Source organism: Clostridium manihotivorum (assembly GCF_004015185.1).
Lineage (GTDB): Bacteria > Bacillota > Clostridia > Clostridiales > Clostridiaceae > Clostridium_AR > Clostridium_AR manihotivorum.
The window spans coordinates 1,400,639-1,421,427 of sequence record NZ_CP025746.1 but is presented as its reverse complement, the minus strand read 5'-3'; the positions used below and the strand labels follow the sequence as shown (position 1 = coordinate 1,421,427).

Annotated in this window: 17 protein-coding genes and 1 tRNA gene; 4 read left to right on the top strand and 14 right to left on the bottom strand. The window is 30.6% G+C overall.

Annotated elements, in window-relative coordinates; genetic code table 11:
* Positions 1–49: 49 nt before the first annotated feature.
* A complete protein-coding gene (locus tag C1I91_RS06410; protein WP_128212109.1) occupies positions 50–1,168 on the top strand; it encodes a glycosyltransferase family 4 protein in 1,119 nt (372 codons plus the stop codon).
* A gap of 226 nt (positions 1,169–1,394) precedes the next feature.
* On the opposite strand, the gene C1I91_RS06405 is transcribed toward C1I91_RS06410, so the two are convergent.
* The gene (locus tag C1I91_RS06405; RefSeq protein WP_128212107.1) at positions 1,395–2,600 is read right to left on the bottom strand and encodes an ABC transporter substrate-binding protein; all 1,206 of its coding nucleotides are present in this window, start codon (positions 2,598–2,600) and stop codon (positions 1,395–1,397) included.
* 658 nt (positions 2,601–3,258) lie between these two features.
* Positions 3,259–4,638 (bottom strand): radical SAM/SPASM domain-containing protein, encoded by a 1,380-nt coding sequence (locus C1I91_RS06400; protein WP_128212105.1) that lies wholly within the window; start codon positions 4,636–4,638, stop codon positions 3,259–3,261.
* A 167-nt stretch (positions 4,639–4,805) separates the two neighbouring features.
* Here C1I91_RS06400 and C1I91_RS06395 point away from each other — a divergent pair, with 167 nt between their 5' ends.
* The gene (locus C1I91_RS06395; protein ID WP_128212103.1) at positions 4,806–5,429 is read left to right on the top strand and encodes a hypothetical protein; all 624 of its coding nucleotides are present in this window, start codon (positions 4,806–4,808) and stop codon (positions 5,427–5,429) included.
* Between the two features lie 9 nt (positions 5,430–5,438).
* Entirely contained in the window at positions 5,439–6,542 is a 1,104-nt protein-coding gene (locus tag C1I91_RS06390) for a glycosyltransferase family 4 protein (RefSeq protein ID WP_128212101.1), read from the top strand.
* A 279-nt stretch (positions 6,543–6,821) separates the two neighbouring features.
* Here C1I91_RS06390 and C1I91_RS06385 read toward each other — a convergent pair whose 3' ends face one another.
* The 3 genes from C1I91_RS06385 to C1I91_RS06375 all read right to left on the bottom strand — a co-directional run bounded on the left by C1I91_RS06385 (position 6,822) and on the right by C1I91_RS06375 (position 9,321).
* A complete protein-coding gene (locus C1I91_RS06385; protein WP_128212099.1) occupies positions 6,822–7,103 on the bottom strand; it encodes a DUF503 domain-containing protein in 282 nt (93 codons plus the stop codon).
* 219 nt (positions 7,104–7,322) lie between these two features.
* On the bottom strand, positions 7,323–8,762 hold the full coding sequence (locus tag C1I91_RS06380) for a hypothetical protein (protein WP_128212097.1): 1,440 nt from the start codon (positions 8,760–8,762) through the stop codon (positions 7,323–7,325).
* A complete protein-coding gene (locus C1I91_RS06375) occupies positions 8,752–9,321 on the bottom strand; it encodes an RNA polymerase sigma factor (RefSeq protein WP_128212096.1) in 570 nt (189 codons plus the stop codon). The genes C1I91_RS06380 and C1I91_RS06375 overlap by 11 nt, the downstream gene beginning before the upstream one ends.
* Before the next feature lie 425 nt (positions 9,322–9,746).
* On the opposite strand from C1I91_RS06375, the gene C1I91_RS06370 reads away from it, so the two are divergent.
* On the top strand, positions 9,747–10,862 hold the full coding sequence (locus C1I91_RS06370; protein ID WP_128212094.1) for an FtsW/RodA/SpoVE family cell cycle protein: 1,116 nt from the start codon (positions 9,747–9,749) through the stop codon (positions 10,860–10,862).
* Positions 10,863–11,122: 260 nt separating this feature from the next.
* On the opposite strand, the gene C1I91_RS06365 is transcribed toward C1I91_RS06370, so the two are convergent.
* The 9 genes from C1I91_RS06365 to C1I91_RS06325 all read right to left on the bottom strand — a co-directional run bounded on the left by C1I91_RS06365 (position 11,123) and on the right by C1I91_RS06325 (position 20,775).
* Positions 11,123–13,090, bottom strand: a complete 1,968-nt coding sequence (locus C1I91_RS06365; protein ID WP_128212092.1) for a hypothetical protein — start codon at positions 13,088–13,090, stop codon at positions 11,123–11,125.
* Between the two features lie 34 nt (positions 13,091–13,124).
* Positions 13,125–13,625 carry a hypothetical protein gene (locus C1I91_RS06360; protein ID WP_128212090.1) on the bottom strand — a complete coding sequence of 167 codons (501 nt, stop codon included), beginning with the start codon at positions 13,623–13,625 and terminating at the stop codon, positions 13,125–13,127.
* A gap of 334 nt (positions 13,626–13,959) precedes the next feature.
* Positions 13,960–14,709, bottom strand: coding sequence for an RloB family protein (locus C1I91_RS06355; RefSeq protein ID WP_128212088.1), 750 nt, complete (start codon positions 14,707–14,709; stop codon positions 13,960–13,962).
* Positions 14,700–15,956 carry an AAA family ATPase gene (locus C1I91_RS06350; protein WP_128212086.1) on the bottom strand — a complete coding sequence of 419 codons (1,257 nt, stop codon included), beginning with the start codon at positions 15,954–15,956 and terminating at the stop codon, positions 14,700–14,702. The genes C1I91_RS06355 and C1I91_RS06350 overlap by 10 nt, the downstream gene beginning before the upstream one ends.
* 282 nt (positions 15,957–16,238) lie before the next feature.
* Positions 16,239–16,313, bottom strand: a tRNA-Glu gene (locus tag C1I91_RS06345).
* Positions 16,314–16,387: 74 nt separating this feature from the next.
* Positions 16,388–17,002 (bottom strand): GNAT family N-acetyltransferase, encoded by a 615-nt coding sequence (locus C1I91_RS06340; protein WP_164880471.1) that lies wholly within the window; start codon positions 17,000–17,002, stop codon positions 16,388–16,390.
* A 184-nt stretch (positions 17,003–17,186) separates the two neighbouring features.
* Positions 17,187–18,275, bottom strand: coding sequence for a DUF871 domain-containing protein (locus tag C1I91_RS06335; RefSeq protein WP_128212082.1), 1,089 nt, complete (start codon positions 18,273–18,275; stop codon positions 17,187–17,189).
* Position 18,276: 1 nt separating this feature from the next.
* Positions 18,277–19,182, bottom strand: a complete 906-nt coding sequence (locus C1I91_RS06330; protein WP_128212080.1) for an N-acetylglucosamine kinase — start codon at positions 19,180–19,182, stop codon at positions 18,277–18,279.
* Positions 19,183–19,437: 255 nt separating this feature from the next.
* Complete coding sequence (locus C1I91_RS06325; RefSeq protein ID WP_128212078.1) at positions 19,438–20,775, bottom strand: S1C family serine protease; 1,338 nt, start codon at positions 20,773–20,775, stop codon at positions 19,438–19,440.
* Between the last annotated feature and the right edge of the window lie 14 nt (positions 20,776–20,789).

Here is a 20,789-nt window from a genome sequence, read left to right as displayed (position 1 = left end):
AAAACATAAGGAATATCTATATAATATAGGAATTTTAGGAGAGATCTACATGAGAATTGCTGTTGATGCAAGAGGCATCAATTGGTATAAGGGAACTGGTATCGGTACTTATACCTACAATGTGTTAAAGAATTTGCTGAGTATAGACCTAGAAAATGATTATAGTATTTTCTGGTCAGGACCTATATCCAAAGAATTTACCAATGATAAAACTGAAGTTATAATGGCCTCTAGAAGACATCAGCGATTTTTTGAAAATATATACTTCCCTAATTACTTGTATGATAAGAAAGTAGATTTATATCATATCCCTCAAAACGGAATAGGCCTAAATGATCAAATAAACTGCAAAAAGATTGTTACCATACATGATTTGATTCCTTACATCATGCCTGAAACCGTGGGTAAAGGGTATCTAAAGAAGTTTTTAAGTGACATGCCTAAGATAATGGAAAGCTGTGATGGCATACTAACAGTTTCTGAGTACTCAAAAAAGGATATACTTAAGTTTTTCCCATCGGTAGATGAAAGTAAAATCTTTGTAACTCCTTTGGCAGCAGACACTTCCTTTATGCCACTAGACAAGGCTCAATGCAGAAAAATTACTAATGATAGATTTAACTTCAACACCGAGTTTCTTTTATATATCGGTGGCTTTAGTACTCGTAAAAATGCACTAGGAATAATACAAGCCTTTAATAAGCTTAGAAAAGATACAGACCTAAGCTTGGTCATAGTTGGCTCTCTAAGAGATGAGGGCATGAAACTAGTAGATATATGTAAGGAACTAAACTTAGAGGATAGGGTTATATTTACCGGCTTTGTAGAGGATAGCTTTTTACCTATACTTTATAACGGCTGCCAAGTATTTATATATCCATCTTTATACGAAGGTTTTGGGCTTCCTCCACTGGAGGCAATGAGCTGTAAGACCCCAGTTATTACCTCAAGTGTTACCTCTATTCCAGAAGTAGTTTTAGATACAGCTCTACTTATAAATCCTTTAAGCTCACAGGAACTTTATGAGGCCATGGGAAAACTTATATCCTCAAAAGAAGCTAGAGAAAGCTTAGCCTTGAAGGGCTATGAGAGAAGTAAGTTATTTAACTGGCAGAAGACCTCTGAAGCTACCTTAAAAGCTTATAATGCAGTGTTATCACAGGTATAAGGCTCTTCAATATAATTATAATTTAATATATACTATTTTTTCACATCTGCCCTTTCCAATATATATCAGCAGGATATGGCAGACAAATAAGATTTCTTTTTTACTGTTTCTCCTAACTACTTTTCTACCCCCTCTATATCATTAGATTTATTTATAAAAATTTATTCTCCCTAGACAGAAAAATACGGGTTTTCAGATAATAAAATTACCGAAAACCCGTATTTATTTAATGAAAACTTCCATTCACTTCTACTTCAAGCTTATTGCTCTGCTCTATATATGAATCAATCATCTTACTCATGTCATAGAAATACTTTTTTCTCTTAGAATTTACTTCTATAAGACTCATCCTTGCCCAAAGCCTATCATAATCCAAGAATTGAATCTTCTTATCTACGGATACATCAGAGTAGGCATCCACATAACTTGGAAAAACTCCATCTGTTGTCATATAGCTAGCTAATGCTTTCTTATCGGTTAGTGCTTCTATAATAAACTCCTTTAAAGGCGCAATAGCTTTTTTATTGTTCATTAGTACTGCATTAGTTCCTTCCATGATTACAGAGTTATTTCCCCCGGGCTCAAAAGAAGGTAGTTCTTTTACAAAGAATTGGCCATCACCATAAGTTTTTTCTAGGTTCATATAGGTATCACTTGAACCAAATATCAATGGTGACTTATATATATCAAAATTATTATCAATTCGTAATACATTATTCTTTTTTAACTCAGAGATCATATCAATGACCTTTGACAAATCCTTATTTCCAGAGGTCATATCTAAGCTATCTGCTGGTATTCCTAACTCATAAAGTAATACCTTAACGAAAACTTTTTCATTGTCTTCATTCATTACAATTAGGTTTTCTTTTTTTCCACTAGCTTCATAATACTTCTTACCTTCTTCGATAAGAGTATCCCAAGTGGTGATATCCTCTAAGTTAGTATTATATTTTGCAAGAAGTGCCTTATTACAAAACATTATAATAGGTCTAGAGTCCCATGGTACTCCATAAAGCTTTTCATCCAATGATACTTCATCTATCCTACCTTGAGCATAACTCTTTGTTCTTGGCCCCATATCACTTGTAAAGTCTAGAAATATATTTTTGTTTGCTTTGTATAGATCATTTATTTCTTGCCCATTTAATAAAACCAAATCTGGCCTTTTTTCTATATCATTTAGACTAGCTTCAATAGTGCTAATATATGAGCCTTGATTTATATCATTTATATTAATCTTCACATTTGGATACTTTCTATTAAAAGCTATTACCCTATCTTTTAAATAATTAGTATACGGAGCATAACTGGATATATTATACTCATATACCTTTTCACCAACTTTGTTTTTATTAACATCTTGCCTGCACCCTATGAGTAAAACGCTTGTATATAAAATAACCATTAATGCTGTGATGCATCTTTTCATAATACCACCTCTAATAGAACCGCTATATCCTCTGTGATATAGTACTTTTACTTATAAAACCATAATTCTTAAATTACACATATACGTGATCTTAGCATTTTACCTAAGCTAAGAATAGAATCTTTTTACTGCAATTCATTTAATTATAGCATATTACCATTACATTACGGAACTAAAAGTATACTGGTGATTTGCAACAAATACTGGAAAAGGGTCATTTTCCTCTAAATACTTATGTAAGCATTATATTTTTAGCTATTTTCAGGTATATATACCGCTAAGCTTGCTAATATCATAATTTACCAAAAGTCCCTACCTCGAAACTGAACTTATACTGTTGAAAAATCTCTGATTCGGTGAAGTTATTGCAGGTGGTACAAACGCGAAAACATTAGTGAAGTTTTTTTAGACAGCAAAAAACATGCATATTAGTGTTTATCTCTCCACTGATATGCATGTCTTCTTTATAAATTTATATTATATATAAATTGGGGCCATATTTAGTAATATTGTTTAAATTAAGTGGTTAAGAAGGAGATGCTATATGAGCGAGCAATTAGCGCAAGCTCATCTAAGCATCGGATGACTGACCACTTAATTTAAGATATTTTATCAGAATCTAAACTTATAATTATCAAAGCTTCTTTAGGTTGCGGCTTTAGCCTTTAGCAAACTTTATGTTACCTTCTCTGTTAAAGTCTTTTTCCCATGCTTCCTCAGCCACTGGTGCAAAAGCTTCTGCATACTCTTCTAACTGCTTTTGGAAGTTTTCATCATATAACATTGCTTTTGCGCTCTCATCTGTTGGGTGAGCTCCTGACACCTTTGCCACCTCTCTTATTACATGAGGATTGTCTATCATCATACAAGGTCTTAGCATATTTTCATTATAAGGCTGTCTTGCTCTTAGTTCTCTAAACATGCTTCCTCTAAAAATATCTATAAGATCTTTATTTTTAGCATTATCCACTGCTATATGTGCAAATATACAGGGTTCCACATCTCCCTGAGAGTTGATATGACAATAGTATTTACCTGCGATACATCCTCCAACATAAGGAGCATCATTAAAGAAATCGATTGTAAAGTAGGGTTTAGTTACCCTAATATTTCTAGTCCTTCTTCCAAGCTCTATCCGCTGCTCTGGTGTGAGCATTGAATTTACATCCGGCTTATCACCAACTGGCATATACATAAAGTACCAGCTCATTCTAGAACCTTTTTTAATAAGCATGTCTATGAATTCCTCAGAGGTTACAGTATCCATATTATTTCTTGCTGTAGCTGATGATACACCAAAAGGTATGCCTCTAGCCTTAAGTAAATCCATTCCCTCCATTACCTTATTAAAAACTCCAGGTCCTCTTCTAGCATCTGTTTCCTTTTCGAAACCTTCTAGCGAGAACATAGGCATTACATTGCCAAGCTTTTCTAGCCTTTCACCAAACTCTTCAGTAAATAAGGTTCCATTAGTGAATGGTACAAACTGTATGTCACTATATTTTTCATAGATATCCCACATGTAATCTACAAAAAATGGCTCTCCCCCTAGTACTATCATGAAGTGTATTCCTAAATCATGAGCCTGACCTACTATCCTATCTACATCTTCAAACTGTAGCCCTTGAGATTTATCGTATTTTGCAGCATAACAGCCAGTGCATCTTAAATTACATCTCATAGAAGGGCTTATCAAAAGCACAAAAGGAATCTTAGTATCTTCCTTCTCCATCCACTTTTCTCTCTTACCTACTCCATACCATATTGCATTTGAAAAAAAGTTTTGAAATAACTTCTTACTACAATTCTTATTGGTATTTATAAGTATGTCCTGTATATATTCCTTAACTGAAGGTATCTCATTGTACATCTCTTCAACGCTATCTATACCGTTTTTTGAATCCTCATCTCTCGCTAATAACTTTGCTAATGAAAATAACTTATCTACATTTTTCTCTGGATTTTGTTCAATAATATCACAAACTGTTCCTACTACTGCTTCTTTAGCAGTTTTCTGAATACTATCAACAAACTTCATAAAAGGAACTCCTTCCATTGCGAATAATATTATCAATACTGACCAGTCACTATATTTTATTATCCGACTTTTAAAATATGCCTTTTAATTAAAAGAAAATATATTTATATCAAGAATTTGGCAAACCTCGCATATAATCTTATGAAGTAATTTTTTTGAGGAATAATATGATAAAAAATGGAGTCAATATAACTGGCTTGAGTGATACCGATGAGCTAAGCAAAATTGCTTGTGAACATATAATTACTTTTTCCCACTCTGACTATATCTATATAAATAGAAGAAAGCATCCATTAAATCAACTCATATCAGTAAACATATCAGTAGATATTTCTAATAACGAGAAAATATCTGTGAAAAATAAAGCTATACTACTTATTCAAGGAATAAAGCAATTTACCCTAGAGTACAGAGATGATAGGAAGAAACGTACTGTTACCACAAGAAACATGCCCTTCACTGAGACACTTGTTTTAAACTCAGTAAATGCAAAATGCAATAATCTAAGACTATATACAATTGATGCAACCTTGCAAATACTGAATCATGAAGTAGTTCTATCGCAAGTAACCTACTTACTAGCCTTTGATGGAGATATTTTAGAAGCAAAGCCTAATGTGGTTATCAATGCTTTTAACAATTCTACTAATGTGGAGGCAGATAATATTGAAATGCCTGACACTGCCCCAAGTATACCTAATCCAGATAAAATAGCAAAAAAGATAAGCCTTCCAGAGGAAAACCTAGTAATTGATAGCAGTAAATTTGATATAGATGAAGAATTTTTATAGGAGGTATTTATGAATTATTGTATTGATGGATTAGCAGCAGCTAAAATGCAGGGAACAGATTTATTCTCATATTCTAGAGAAATAATAAGCTTACTTAACTCTTCCACAAAATTTGATGAAATGAATGTAATTTGGGATAGTTTTCCCTTAAGCTTTTATTGGGAAAGACTTAAAAACATGAACTTTGTGCCTCTTAGCATAGATAGAACCAAAAATGATTATTCAAAACTAGTTGATTTTATTAAGGAAAATGATGTAGCCATATATCACTCTCCAAACAACGGCTTTAGTCTTCCTTCTGAAAAGGTATGTAAATATGTCACAACTATCCATACCCTTTACCCTATGGCCGACAAGAGAAACATTGATGATAAGTACTTAAATAAATTCCTTAAGATGGTTCCCTTTGCTCTAGACATATCTGATAGAATACTAGTAAACTCCGAATTTACAAGGGATGAACTTATAAATTACTTTAAGGTAGATGAAACTAAAGTTAAAGTGGTACATCCAAAATGCAGTGAAATATTTAAGCCTATGGAAAAAATTCTTTGCAAAAACTTCTTGAAGAGAAATTATAAGATTGACTACCCTTATATGCTTTACGTTGGAAGTATAACAGAAAGAAAGAACTTAGAGCTTATAATAGAGATATTTAAGCAAGTTAAAGCTAAAGAAAATAAAATAAAGCTTATTATAGCTGGAGATGGTTCTGGCAAGAGAGCAGACTATCTTAACAGGATAAAAAGCTTGATAAATAAGTACAATCTAGACAAGGATGTAATATTCCTTGGAGTAGTTAAGTACACTCACCTTCCAATATTATATAGTGGTGCATTATGCGTACTTGACTTTTCAAACTACAATAGTTATCCACTTTCCATAGTCGAAGCATCAAAATGTAAGGCTGTAGTTATTTGCAATAAAACCCCTGTTAATCTTAAGGTGCTTAACAAAGCAGTAGTATATGCAAATAATGATGAAATACCTGCTATAGCTGACTTTATACAGGGAATGAATAACAACTCCTCCTATAAGTCTCAGATTACCTCTAAGTTTATTGCTCCTATTCACTCTAATGATGAGCAGCTTCTTGATATGTATTCATTTTAATCCAGTCCTTCGATTGATACATCTGAGGTAAATATATAGAAAAACACAGGCTAATCTAATGAAATTTAGCCTGTGTTTTATATTTGTCATTTAGTTTTTTATCATATATAGGATTTTATTACGAAACCTTAAGCTGGCCTCATATATACACCTACTATTTTATACCCTCAAGATTTACCTTCATAATCCAGAGGCGATTTGGAAACAGCTCTCCCATTGAAGTGTTCTATCTTTAATCAAGTCGGGCTTATTTATAAAGCTTCCGTAAATATTATATTACTAAAGTATCTCTATATTTATATCCTCTACCTCTGCTTCAGTGTTATCATATATAAAGTTAACCACTTCGTCTAAGGATTTATTTACATGACTGCTGCTATTACTTACTGTAGCAAGTCCTAACACTAAAAGCTTATGATTATCTTGATGCTCTACTTCACTTATGGACACATTAAATTTATTTTTAATCTTTTGAATTAAGCTCCTAGACACCATTCTTTTTTCTTTTAAGGATTGGGACCAAGGTATTCTAATGGTTACTTCTGCAGTTCCTACTATCATAAATATCACCTTTTATAATTAATTATCACTTAATTATTTTATACTAATACTATGTTTAATAGTATTTCTTAAATTAAGTGGTTATTTATATTATTATCTCTTTTGTTTAATAAAAATATAAGATTAACTTAAAGGAATTTATTAATAAACAATTTTACTGATTAGCAACCTATTTCTTTTCAATTAATGAATCTTGAAGCTTATTTATTATTCTCTTAACTACTTACTTAAGTCAATATAAGCAGTTTTAATCTCACCTTTAGCTACATATGTTACCACAGTGCCGTCACTATTAAATAGAATATAATTCATTCCAGTTATAGGTCCATCTATATAATCCATGATGTTATAAAACTCATTGTTCTTTAAGTCATAAATATAAATTTTCTTATTATTTTCAAATTCCATATACTGATCTGATAAGAAGAAGCCTCCAGTGCTATAAATATAAAATTCCTTATCAATAATATCTTTAAAAGCTGGCAATTCCTTACTTACTATGTCTGTGTCTGTTCTTGTTTTTAGGTCATAAAGTTTAAGCTTATTATCTTCAGCAAAAAACAGTTTATCTTTTTTTACATCAAAAGCTGAAGCGTCCGCCTTTTGTGTTATAAGCTTTATTTCTTCTGAGTTTAAATTATAACTACATATATTGTATAGTCTAGCGTTAAGTTGATTTTCACTTGTTTCACTCCAAAAAACCGTATCTTCGTCACAGTGTAAACCCAATATATGTTGATTTTTTAAGCTTTTAATTTCTTTAGAGCTGTTTTCCTTTAGATTATATACTATTAACTTGGTATTATTATTATTATCTTCTATTCTAGCCACTACTTTACCTTTGCTAATACTTATAAGTGGTAGCTTTGATATAGCTGCACTTCCTTTATTTTCAAACATTCCCTCTGCTAAAACATTATTTTTATCATCAGAAGTATCTTTATAAGCCAGCCTCCATTTAATGTCCTTACCTAATTGCATTTCTTCAACCCAAACAATCATATTATCTTCTGCTTTTACATATTGTATGACTCCCTTTTCCAGACCAGCCTTTACAAGTAGTTTTGTAGTACCGGTTTTTATATTATAAATTGATACATCAGAAAAACTATTATTTTTATTTGTAACTATAAGATTTTCCTTATCATAAAAGCCTTTATAGCTGTAATTTAAAGGTAGCTCTTTAAGTTCGTGTTTTGGCATGCTATCTACCGAAATTAATCTAGCGGAATTAGGAGCCATATCTATACCAATCTTAATGTTCTTTTCTTTTTTTGCTATAGGAGTTAGGCTTACATTGCTATCCTTCAATATATAGTGAGCTGCCATGGTTACTGAAAAAATAATTAATAAAAACGAGGTAGCTATAAGTCCATATTTTTTCAAGTAAATATTAGAAAATCTAAGCTTATTTGCATTTTTATTTTTATATCTATTCTCATCTATATTAAGCATAATATCAGATAGCTTATTGCTAGTGGAGATATTTGGTGATTGTATACTAGATTTAAGATCATCTATTGCACTTTTTTGAAATAAGTATTCAGCCTTACAGCTTGGACACGTATCTACATGTTCAAAAAAGTCTTTTTCTTCATTGATATCAATATTTTCAGTTATTACTTTAGGCATTAATGAAATACAATGTTTACACTTCACTATTATCGCCCCCTAATGATTTATTGTTTTTGATATAAGCTATATACTTTTTATAAATTGAATAATACCTACGTTTTACAGCTCCTTCACTAGTATTTAAGATTTCAGCCAACTGACTAAAGGTCATATCCTGGTTATAATACTTTAAATACAATACCTCTCTATTTTTAAAGCTTAGGATTTTAATGAAACTTTCAATTACAGCTTTAGTTTCTTTAAATTCTGCTATGTCCTCTGGATGATATTCTTGTTCAGTAATTTTTATATTTCTGTCATCAATATCAACAAATATAGTTTTTTTGCTTTTTCTAAGGTAGTCAATTGTTTTATTTCTTGCAATGGCATATAGCCAAGGTCTGAATTTCTTTCCCGATTTAAATGTATAAAGTTTATTGTAGACAGAAATGAATACTTCTTGAACAATATCTTCTGTTTCAGCTATATTCTTAACATTTGTATATACATACTTACTTATTTCTTTTTCATATCTACAGAACAATATTTCAAATGATTTTTTATCACCATCTAATATTGCATCAATTAAGTCTAAATCCTCCATAAAAACCTCCCATAATAAAGCTTACAAATTAAATACGTTTATACTTGAAAAAAGTAACATTTATTGAAATATTATTTTGTTAAAATGTTATTCTTTTGTATAAATTCAAGCTAAAAATCTAGCACTTCCACCCAAAGTCTACTTTCAAAGCTCCTCTAGTTCCTAAGATTAGAATTTTAAAATATGACTATTTTAAAGTGCGTTGCTGAAATTTAGTAGTCGGCCATTCGATGTTTTAATTAGCTTTAGCAAATTATTAATACTTTCGTAAACTAGTTTACATAACAATACCTTATAATTAATAGGTCACTAAATCTTATAATGAACTTCAATTCCCATAAATCTATAGAGTTTTGCTTTACCAAAAAGCTTGTACACCAACTTAAATTTTAAAAATATATGATGAACTTGTTGAGGTATTAAATATGATTTTTCTTAAAACCCTGAAAATTGATAAAAAATTATTAAAAGAATTAGACGTTGCTCTAATAATGACAATAATACTTATAGTTATTTTAGGAATAGTAAATATCTATAGTATTACATATAAAAATGGAGGATTAAGATATGCAAAATTACAATTTCTTTGGCTACTTATTGGACTTGCTATCATGTATGTTATTATATCCTTTGATTATAAAATACTTAGTAAATACATAGGTTTATTTTATTGGGCTTGTGTAATCATTCTTTTACTTAATGATGTTCTCGGTAGATCGGTTAAAGGTGCAAAAGCCATGATAACTCTTGGGCAAAACACTTTTGCTCCATCAGAATTTGCGAAGCTTGCATTAATTTTTATGCTTGCAAAGAAAATAGAAGAAATGGATTATGATATTAATAAGTTCAAGCATCTAGCCTTATTAGCACTATATTCAGTTATACCAACAGTATTGATACTAATGCAGCCTGCCCTTGGAATGGCAATAGTATGTTTTTCCATGGTTCTAGGCATTTTATATTTAGCACAGATTAATGTAAAAATTTTATTTTCCGGTTTTTTAGTAATTATAGTTTCATTTGTACTTGTATGGAACACAAATTTGATTCCATCTTATCAAAAGTCCAGAGTTTCAGCTCTTTTAAACCCTGACCAAGATATTACAGGAATGAACCTACAAGTGAACAACTCCGAAGTTGCTATTGGTTCAGGTGGTATGGTAGGAAAAGGTTTGGAGAACAGTGATATAAGTTCTACTGTACCTGAAAACTCCACTGATTTTATCTTCTCTGCATTAGGTGAACATTACGGGTTTACTGGTGAGATCATTCTTTTGGTACTATATGGTGTAGTCATTTGGAGAATAGTACTTATTGCTAGAAATTCTAAAGACAGGTTTGGTTCGCTGATTTGTATAGGTATTGTATCTGCTTTTCTATTCTCAATACTACAGAATATTGGCATGACCATCGGAATTATGCCAGTTTCAGGAATAGCACTTCCTTTTGTAAGCCGTGGTGGTAGTTCTATGGTTTCCTACTTTATTGGAATTGGACTTGTTTTAAATATAGGAATGAGAAAAAAATCAATTAACTTTTAAATATAGCAATATAAAAAAATCCAAGGTTATAAGTTAACTTAAACCTTGGATTTAATCTATCTTCAGCTTTGTTAAAGCCTAATATGACAACAATATTCTCCTTTATACCAGCCTAACATTTAGAATCTCTCTCTAATATTTATCTTTTACAATTTTCTATTTAGGATAAAACACTTAATTAATAACCTCTTAACATATCCAATTTTTTATTCTGTCTTAGAAGGCTATTATACTATTCTATATACTATAGGGAATAGTAATTATATAGAGTTATCACTGTGTTTAGCTTTATAATCACATATAACCTTCCTATATATAACATCCAACAAAACACTGTAAAGTAATAGAAATAAGCTATAAACCAAAATTACTCCAAGGTTAAATAGACTTATCTTATCTACTATGGATAAAATAACAGAAAGAGGTATGAATATAGTTATTACTAGAAGTATAAGCTTACTCTTAAAGGCCTTATAGTTCATAAATGTATCAATTAGAATTGCATACAAAATCAGCTTTTTTATTTCAAATCCTACATCAAAAAATCTATCAAGTAAGAATAATACTCCAACAGATAAAACTAGGAATGCAATATACTTAACTGATATCCTAAGATTACCTTTGATTCTAAACCGAGCTATGATAAGAACCACAATCATCATCAAAGCTATAGTATTATTTTTTAAAAATTGCTCACTTACAGCATTAATACTATCATATATATATCTACCTGCTTTATCTACTAATAAATTTAAAGGTACTTTAGTAGATAAGTTTACTTCTCCACTTTTTATATTCTTTATACGTAATAGCTTAATGTTCTTATCTATATTACTAAAATCCTCTAATAAAATATTATATTTCTTTTCTAAACTTGTTATTTCTGCGGATCTATTTTTTTCATTACAGTAAATTGGAACAATCAAATCATCATTACTCTTGAAGGGAAGATCAAGTGTTTTGTCACCTTTTATAATGTTATCAAAAAGTTTAAAGGATGGATCACCCAATAAAACTGCTCTTGGAACATTATCGTTTCCATCCATAATCGAATCATTATTTAATGTTATCAGGTTTCCTAGAGTAAAAGAACTACTAGATAGCAAATAAGTATCTCCACTAACTCCTGAAGTTCCTCCTATTTTTAGAGAACCAATATAGGCTACGCTACCCTTTGATATGAAATCTATAGCAACAGAATCATTAGGCAGACTCTCCATAGTACTACAAGCTTCAGTAACCACAACTGGAGCTCTTAATACAGGAATATCTTTTATTCCTAAAAGTACCCTAGGTGCTCCATGAGTGAAAATATTTATATATTTTGAATTACTTAACTTTTCATTTAACTTATCGTCTTGATAATTTTCCAATACTATATTATTCACATTCCATCCACTATCTGAATAACTTGTACTATTCTTCGTTCCAAGCCCATCAATATAGCTTATATCTTTAGACGTATTTAATTTGTTGTAAAATAATATCCTATTTATAAATAAGCTTATATCTCCAGTAGTATTGCCTGTAATTACACCAATTCCTTGGTTAGAAGTTGGCTTCAACTTGTTATATATTTCTATATATCTATCTTTAGAATACTTATCTCTATCTATAAACCAAAGAAAATATTGTCCTTCAAACTTTTCAGGTAGCTGAAATGTAAGCTTAGCATTCTTATAACTAGCCATATAAGCTGCTAGTGCTGATAGGTCTTCACTCTCTACATATATGGTATAATCACTACTACCCATTACCTTATTGTAATAATCATATATACTATCAAAATCTCTATATACTGGATCAGCCTTTATATTAGAATCTTTCTTAGTATCAAAATTTATAACTTGTGAATATTGACTTAATAACTTGCTATCAAATACCAAGTCATACTTTAGCTTAGTGGCAATTTGTGCCGCTAAAGCCTTTACTCTTATATCATCAGTATTTAAGAATATAGCTTGATCACTTTTTTTTATTTCAGCCCCATTATCACTACTCTTCAAATCATATCCTTCTCCATTATATAAAGAAGTGAAATGTTTAGCATGATCATCAGCCGAATCATAGTTAAATACTAATGGAACTTTATTGTCATATGAATATCTTATGTTCTGTAAAAATACATTTTCATCCTTTGAAAATACTACCTTATTAATTTCTTCAGCTTTCACTGTAATTCCCAAAATCAATATAAAAAACGTTAGTGCTAGTAATATTTTCTTCATATTTTCTCACCAATACATCCTTATTGATATAAATTTATTTATTATTTATATTATAATACTCTTTTATAATACAAATAGCATTATATCCATCACTTCTTTTATTATAATAATGGAAAAATAATTTAGGATATTTCATTGGAAGTATAGTAACAGCGAATTGTATAAGCATATAATCTGCATAATAATTTAATATTTCTATATTAGTAATATTGGTTACTATAAGTATCATAATACCACTTAACAAACTAACAAATGGTCCTGATAAATATATAATTACTTTTGATATATTGCTAATTCCTTCAAGAGAACAATTAATCCCTCCAAATAAAGGAACAAATCCGTATATCATTATATTTATTCTTTTCATTTCAAAGCTTTTAATTAATTTCCCCTGAAAACTACCTAACATTATATCTACTTTATTCTTTGTTAATAAGAGGACACTTAAGGCATGAGCACCTTCATGAATTAAAGTTGCTAACAGAACAAAAATCACACTAAAAATCACAATTCCCAATAATTTTATAATAATCATTATAATACCTCCAATTGTAATATTAGTATATAACAAAGACTTTTGACTCACAAGTTTTTATTGTTATGCAAAGAGTTTGATATAATTAAAATGATATTTGCCCTTAGAATATTAGGATGATTATGTATAAATACCTGAATTTATATAATAGACTATATATCTCTTAAGTTTTTAAGGAAGTGATTTTTCTTCATCACTGCTCTATCTCATCCTGTATTCCTATCCAGCGAGAAAAGATGGCCGAAAATCAATATGAAAAGACCTGATGCATAGAAATACTCAGGTCTTCAATATTATTATCACAAATACTTATATATAAAACTTTTTATTAATATCATCTATTATTTAAGAATTCTATATACTTTACAAGTTGATCTACATTAGTATACGGATTACTTGTGATTACATCATTAACGTTTAAATTAATTTGATTCTGTTCATTCTCTAAAAGTTTTTTGCCTAGGTTTACATGATAATTTCTTAATTTTTCACAATTTGCTATAGCCTCAGGAGTTTTATGATGAATAAATTGATATACATTTTTATTTTTTTCATAATTACTAAGTAAAGTATCTTTTTCTAGCCTCATTTTTAATGAGTCATAATTCTTAAAATTTGCAGTTGTGTAAATAAAGTGTAAAAGATACCAAATCTCAAAACACGGATTTGATATGCCTAATCTAATTGTTTTCTTCTTCTTTTTTTCATAATCTACAGTTTTGTTATAAGCCTTTTGCATCTCTAAAGTTCTAGCTTCAATAGGGTTAGGATTATTGTAGTTTAGATCAACATCTATCAAACACCAAACCTTGTCACCATCTTCTTCATTTATATCATATTTATTTTCGATATATTCAATAGCTTTATCTACCAAATTTGAAGGGTCAGTTTTTCTTGCTTTATTTTTACCTGCAGAATTTCTATCTGCTATTTTAATATCAACATTAACATATTTTTGATTAAATTCTCTAAAATAATTTACTTCAGTATCTTTACCTTCAGATATTATCAAAATTGTAGGTTTAATTTTTCTTTTATGCCTTTTCTCTCTAGATAATCCTCCTACATTTCTTCTTACTGCCATAAGAAATCTCCTTTAATATATGGTATTGCTCCATATTTACCTTGAAGGTACCCTTTTTCTATTGCAGCATCTTTTCTTACCGGGAAATCATCTAATGAGTACAAATCAGTACTCTTATCTTCTTTCTTTTCTGTAAACCAAATTTGATCTCTTCTAAATAAATCTTGATCTAACAAATTAGTATCGTGAGTTGAAAAAATCAATTGTGCATTATTTTTATTTACATTTGGATCATGGAATAGTTCAACTAAAAACTTTGTTAAATGAGAGTGAAGTCTTGCATCTAACTCATCTACTATTAGTGTTAATCCCTCATCTAGGGCTTTTACCCAGAAGCCTAGTAAGCCAAATAGTTTTTGTGTACCATCAGACTCATCTATCATATCAAATTCAATAAACTCTTCAGAATCATTCATTTTGTGCAAAGTATTTACATTTACCAATTTATTGCCTTTGTTATTAAATAATTTTGCTTTAGCTTCATCATTGAGATACTTTAGTAATGGATTCTCTTTAATATCTATATCTATCTCTGTAATTGTTATATCTTCAATATCTTTAACAGCACTTTTTAATAATCCTTTTACTCTTTTATTTATAGCTTCATCTGATTTCATTAAACTCACTGTATATTCTTCAAGTTTCTCTCTAGAAATTAAAATCTTCAGATTATTATCTAGCCATTTAAATGGTATTTGAGCCTTTTCGTACTCCCACAAGCTTAAGGTTGATATAAAAAGTTTATTATTTGAATGAAATTTGTCCTTTATTTGTGTTTGTCTTTCTATATCATTGGTAAATTTGTAGTTATCAGTATCTTCTCTTTCAAATATTATGCTTTGCCTTCCTTTTGGATAGAAGTATAAATACTCTTCTACAACTTTATCATCAGTAGCAGAAAATCCATAGGCATACTTTATTCCTTCAGCTATAAAAACCATATCAAAACTACTTGGTTTATCTATATAAGCTCTTTCTAGTTTAAATGGTTCAACTCCAATTTTTTTCCCTTGTTGCATCTCATGCGATGTATTTAAAAAATATGATACGAAATTAAAGGCTTGTAAGACATTTGTTTTTCCAGATGCATTTGCTCCGTATATAGCTGCAGCCTTTAAGACATTTGGGCTTTTGTCTTTGCCAATAATTAAATTATTTTCATGTGTTGTATCCTTTGAAGCTATCATACTAAGAGTTACTCTCTCTTTAATTGATAAAAAATTTTCAACACTAAACTCCATTAACATAATTTACCCTCCAATGGTCTTACATCTCTCATACAATATATTATGTCCGTTTTAATATATTATATATGTTTTTTTGAGATTTTTCCACAAAATCAATAAATTAATTTCTTATTTTATTGATTTTACATATTAACATCTCCATTAACTGATTATATGTTTTAAAATTTATTAGTAGCTTATACCCATCTTTTTTTATATGCTTTTATATTAATTCACGTCTTATGTGGGAAAAACAAAAAATCCAAGGTTTAAATAACTCTTAAACCTTGGATTTATCTACTTTGGTAGCCCGTAGGGGGATCGAACCCCTGATTCCACCGTGAGAGGGTGGCGTCTTAGCCACTTGACCAACGGGCCAGGTACAAATAATATTGTACCACTAATTTTATTTTTTGCAACATTTTTTTTAAAATTTATTAAAATAATGTTTATTATTCTATTCTTTCCAATATAATCTCCCAATTATCGTTGATTAATCCATAAGTATAGTTATCGTTATACTCTCCAGTCTTTCTATCAAAAACTTGCTTTTTTCTATAGCCTTCTTTTTCAAAACCTATTTTCTCACAAATCTTTATAGATGGAGCATTTTGAGCATTTATGTTAGCTTCTAACTTGTGTATACCAAGAACATTAAATGAAAAATCTACTATCCATTTTAAAATGTACTGCATTATACCTTTATTGGTATAAGCTTTGTTTAGTACATAGCCAACTTCTGCTCTGGAATCAAGTATACTAATATTAAACAGTGCTATAAGTCCTATAACCTTTTCTAGTTTCTTATCTTCTATAGCCCAGTCTATACGTTCTCTCTCTTCATACATATCATTAAGTTCTTCGATAAACTTCCTTGCTTTACTTTCACTTTTAATAAATAAAGCTCTATCATATGTCATTATGTCCTTGTTTTCGTATATATCCACTATGTCCCTTGCATCATTTTTATTTAGTTTTCTAAGCTTATAATCTTCAGTTTCCAGTTCTACATAATCATTAAATACATTTTCAACATTGTTAAGCTTAAAACGTGCAAGTAAAGGCATGACAACCTCCATTAGAATCTTTTTTTATCTATATGAAGGCAATTAGTAATTTAGAACCTTTATTTAAAATAATGATTAAGAGGTACATATTTAGATGTACCTCTGCAAAGCTTATATTTTTCAGAGCGCCTCTTACAAACCCATAGGAACTTTGAAAATAAATTTAGGATTAAATAGTAATTTCTTATTTCCTCACTTTGAACCCAAAGGTTTTCCATGGTTCTAAGTAATCTAATAAGAATAACTCTTCCTTAACTACATGTCCAACTACATTGGTCTTGCCATAGTTTTTCATAGGCTTTAATGCCACCTGAAGTTCTCCTGCATATCTTGTATAAAGATCCGAGTCTATTAATATATCTCCTCTTTTTATATCTATAGTATTGTGTGGAGGGAATGGTTGTCCTTTATACTTAACTCTACTCATAGTACTTCTAACCATGTACTCTGACACATCTCCCCTATTAAAATGGTGCTCTTCTAAGATTATTTTCTTTTCAATATCTGATATCTCTTCTTCAAGCTCCACTTCTAGTTCTATCATATCCTTATTTAATTCACTTAAATCTTTTAGTTCTTCTTCTGAAGCAAAGGCATTTGCTATTATAACGTCGTCAATAAGTCCTGTAGCAAATAGATGTTTAGCTTGTACGCTTATAGGAAGAGCTCTATGTTCCTCTAAGGTGCAAAGACCTTCTGATACTGGCCATGGTCCATGATCTGCAGCGTTAGAGTTCACGAAAGCAGCTGTTCTAATACCAAATTCTCTGAACTGTTTTGAACAGCTTATAAAATGATCATAGGATAAACCTGTGTATATATGTGGGTAGAAATTATGACATCCATATAGATTCTCTAAATTAGGTTTGTAAGACATTATATTATCAACATATTTGGTTCCATTACTCATATTAAGCTCAATTTTAAGTCCATATTTATTATAAGTCATTAGGGTTTCTTCCATTCCACTGAATCCCATATCAAGCCTTATGCCATCAAGGCCCATTTGTTTAAATATTCCTAGATCATGTATTGTAGCATTTAGCCTATTGAACACCGTAGGATCTAGGTCTGCTATTACTTCCATATTGTTTGCTTTAGCTACTGCTACTACCTCTTTAAATTCATTTACTGTTTCTTCTATAGCTTTATTTGTGGAAATAAGACAGGTAAACACCCTGGAAAAACCATACTTTCCCGCCAAGTTTATATAATTTATTATTTCAGCATTACTTTGATGTCCTGGATAAACCGATATACCTAATCTTCTCATTTTACCTATCCCCTTCATTTAAATGATTTTTATAAATATAATAAGCACCTTTTGCAGGTGACATATCCTCGTCAATAAAGTGCAATACTTTTATATTAGCTGATAAATATTCTTCAAAGGCTGCTCTAAGTATTTTCGATTTTTTTACCACGCCTCCCACTAGCCCTATATTACACTCTATAAAACCAAGTTTGTTATAGACACATTCAGTAGTTTTAGCAAGACTTATGCCCTCTTTTACTAGTATGTTCTTAGACGGTTCATCACCACTTTCTGCATATTCAGATACTAACTTTGCTAAGACTGCAATATCATCCTTTGTTGCGTTATACACAAAGTCTACGATTTTATCCACATCATCTATATTTAAATAATTTAAAATACTACTACTTAGATCACTTATAGGCAGATTGTAATCCTTATCATGAATCATAAGCTTAATTGCCTCAATAGCTATCTTATATCCGCTTCCTTCATCACCTAAAAGATTGCCCCAACCACCAGCTCTTTCTAACTGTCCATCTTTTACACCAAAACATATTGAACCAGTTCCTGCAATGGTTAGTATGCCATCTTCTCCCCTAAGTAAGGCTTTTAATGCTAACTCTCCATCATTCATAACCTTACAGTTGGTATTAAATTTACTTATAAGCTCCTCTTCTACCAACAATGCAATATCTCCAAATTCAGAACCAGCTAAGCCTAAATATATAGCTTCTAAGCAATCAATCCCTAAGGTATTAGTCAATTCTTCTATAGCATCCTTGATATTGCTTAAGGCTTTCTCTTTATCGTTCAAAAGATTACCAAAACCCTTTATGGTGGCTTTCAGTATATTACCATTCATATCAAAAGCTACTGCTTCAGTCTTTGTACCTCCGCCATCAACACCTATAACATATCTCATAATCCTAATCCCTTCATATTCAAATAAATATCTATGTATTTTTATTCCTAATTATATGATATATTTCCTTAAATCCTTTATCAATACTTTATATGTAATTGTTATCAATAGTTTTTTATTCTTTCTCCAGTATCCACATTTGATACGTCTACACATACTTATCCACAGCTTTATATAATATATAATTTCTTAATGAATAAAAAACCATCGCTACTACCAAATACTTTAGTAGTAACGATGGTTTTCATAAACCTTTTATTGAGCTTGTAAAGTTAATTGCAGATTAACTTCTTTTCCGTCTCTAGAAACAGTTATACTTACCTTATCTCCAGATTTATGGGTATCTCTTAGCTTGTTAAGCTCGTCAGTGGTCTTAACTTCTTTTCCATCGAACTTTGTTATAACATCACCATTCTGTATTCCTGCTTTTTGAGCTGGTGAGAAATCACTAACACTCTTAACATAAACTCCTATTGGGTATCCATAAGCCTTTGATAAGTCAGCTGTAACGTCTGTTACACTTACACCTATCACTAATCTTGGCTGAGATAAAGTTCCTAAGCTATCTTTAGCATGATTTATTGGAATTGCAAAGCCTATACCTTCAACACCTTCTTCAGAAGTCTTAGCTGTATTTATTCCTATTACCTGTCCTTTTGAGTTTATAAGTGGTCCACCACTGTTACCAGGATTAATAGCAGCATCTGTTTGAATATAAGTTGCCTTCTTTTGACTTATAGTTATAGTTCTTGCTGGAGAGCTTACTATTCCTTTTGTAACTGTTCCAACAAATTCTTTTCCTAATGGGTTACCTATAGCTATAACTTCTTCACCAGCTTGAATAGCATCTGAATCTCCAAGCTCTGCTACTGCTGGTACCTTAAAGCTATCAGTAACCTTAACTACTGCTAGGTCTTGAGTTGAATCATAGTTTAGAACTTTTGCATTCAATTCCTTTCCGTCACTAAGGGTTACCTTAACTTGAGTTGCACCGGATACAACATGATAGTTAGTTAGTATATAACCTTGCTCATTTATGAAGAATCCAGTACCTACACCTTCTTGTTGCTGATCTTGCTGTTGTCCAAAAAAGTTTTCTGAACTTACTATACTCTTAGTTGATACTGTTACAACTGCAGGTGCAACCTTCTTAACCACATCAGTTACGCTCATAGCAGTGGTAGAAGATGAAAACTTTGGTGGGTCATATGTTACTTTCTTTATAGTCGTACCTCCATTGCTAGAAGATGTTAGACCTGTATTACCGTCTTTTAGATAGTAAACTGCTCCAGCACCTACTCCGCCTCCAAGTACAGCACATACCAATGCTCCTGCAATTATAGCTGCTACCTTACCACCACTCTTCTTTTTCTTTGGAGTGTTATTATTCTGCTGTGGTGTATACTCTACAGTCTGCCAGTTTGTAACAGGTTTACTAACTTCTCTTTGAGTATCATTATTTACAAAGACAAAACTTTGATCACTTTGGTTTCCACTATTATTATCAAAATTATTGTTATAATTATTGCCGTAACTATTATTGTCTAGATTATCTGTAAATTTATTTTTGTAATCATCATTAAAATTATCCATTTATAATTACCTCC

Bases quoted from the DNA above. Each gene is read 5' to 3' on its own strand.
- C1I91_RS06410 (WP_128212109.1), top strand. From the start codon at position 50: ATGAGAATTGCTGTTGATGCAAGAGGCATCAATTGGTATAAGGGAACT.
- C1I91_RS06405 (WP_128212107.1), bottom strand. From the start codon at position 2,600: ATGAAAAGATGCATCACAGCATTAATGGTTATTTTATATACAAGCGTT.
- C1I91_RS06400 (WP_128212105.1), bottom strand. From the start codon at position 4,638: ATGAAGTTTGTTGATAGTATTCAGAAAACTGCTAAAGAAGCAGTAGTA.
- C1I91_RS06395 (WP_128212103.1), top strand. From the start codon at position 4,806: ATGATAAAAAATGGAGTCAATATAACTGGCTTGAGTGATACCGATGAG.
- C1I91_RS06390 (WP_128212101.1), top strand. From the start codon at position 5,439: ATGAATTATTGTATTGATGGATTAGCAGCAGCTAAAATGCAGGGAACA.
- C1I91_RS06385 (WP_128212099.1), bottom strand. From the start codon at position 7,103: ATGATAGTAGGAACTGCAGAAGTAACCATTAGAATACCTTGGTCCCAA.
- C1I91_RS06375 (WP_128212096.1), bottom strand. From the start codon at position 9,321: ATGGAGGATTTAGACTTAATTGATGCAATATTAGATGGTGATAAAAAA.
- C1I91_RS06370 (WP_128212094.1), top strand. From the start codon at position 9,747: ATGATTTTTCTTAAAACCCTGAAAATTGATAAAAAATTATTAAAAGAA.
- C1I91_RS06365 (WP_128212092.1), bottom strand. From the start codon at position 13,090: ATGAAGAAAATATTACTAGCACTAACGTTTTTTATATTGATTTTGGGA.
- C1I91_RS06360 (WP_128212090.1), bottom strand. From the start codon at position 13,625: ATGATTATTATAAAATTATTGGGAATTGTGATTTTTAGTGTGATTTTT.
- C1I91_RS06355 (WP_128212088.1), bottom strand. From the start codon at position 14,709: ATGGCAGTAAGAAGAAATGTAGGAGGATTATCTAGAGAGAAAAGGCAT.
- C1I91_RS06350 (WP_128212086.1), bottom strand. From the start codon at position 15,956: ATGTTAATGGAGTTTAGTGTTGAAAATTTTTTATCAATTAAAGAGAGA.
- C1I91_RS06340 (WP_164880471.1), bottom strand. From the start codon at position 17,002: ATGCCTTTACTTGCACGTTTTAAGCTTAACAATGTTGAAAATGTATTT.
- C1I91_RS06335 (WP_128212082.1), bottom strand. From the start codon at position 18,275: ATGAGAAGATTAGGTATATCGGTTTATCCAGGACATCAAAGTAATGCT.
- C1I91_RS06330 (WP_128212080.1), bottom strand. From the start codon at position 19,182: ATGAGATATGTTATAGGTGTTGATGGCGGAGGTACAAAGACTGAAGCA.
- C1I91_RS06325 (WP_128212078.1), bottom strand. From the start codon at position 20,775: ATGGATAATTTTAATGATGATTACAAAAATAAATTTACAGATAATCTA.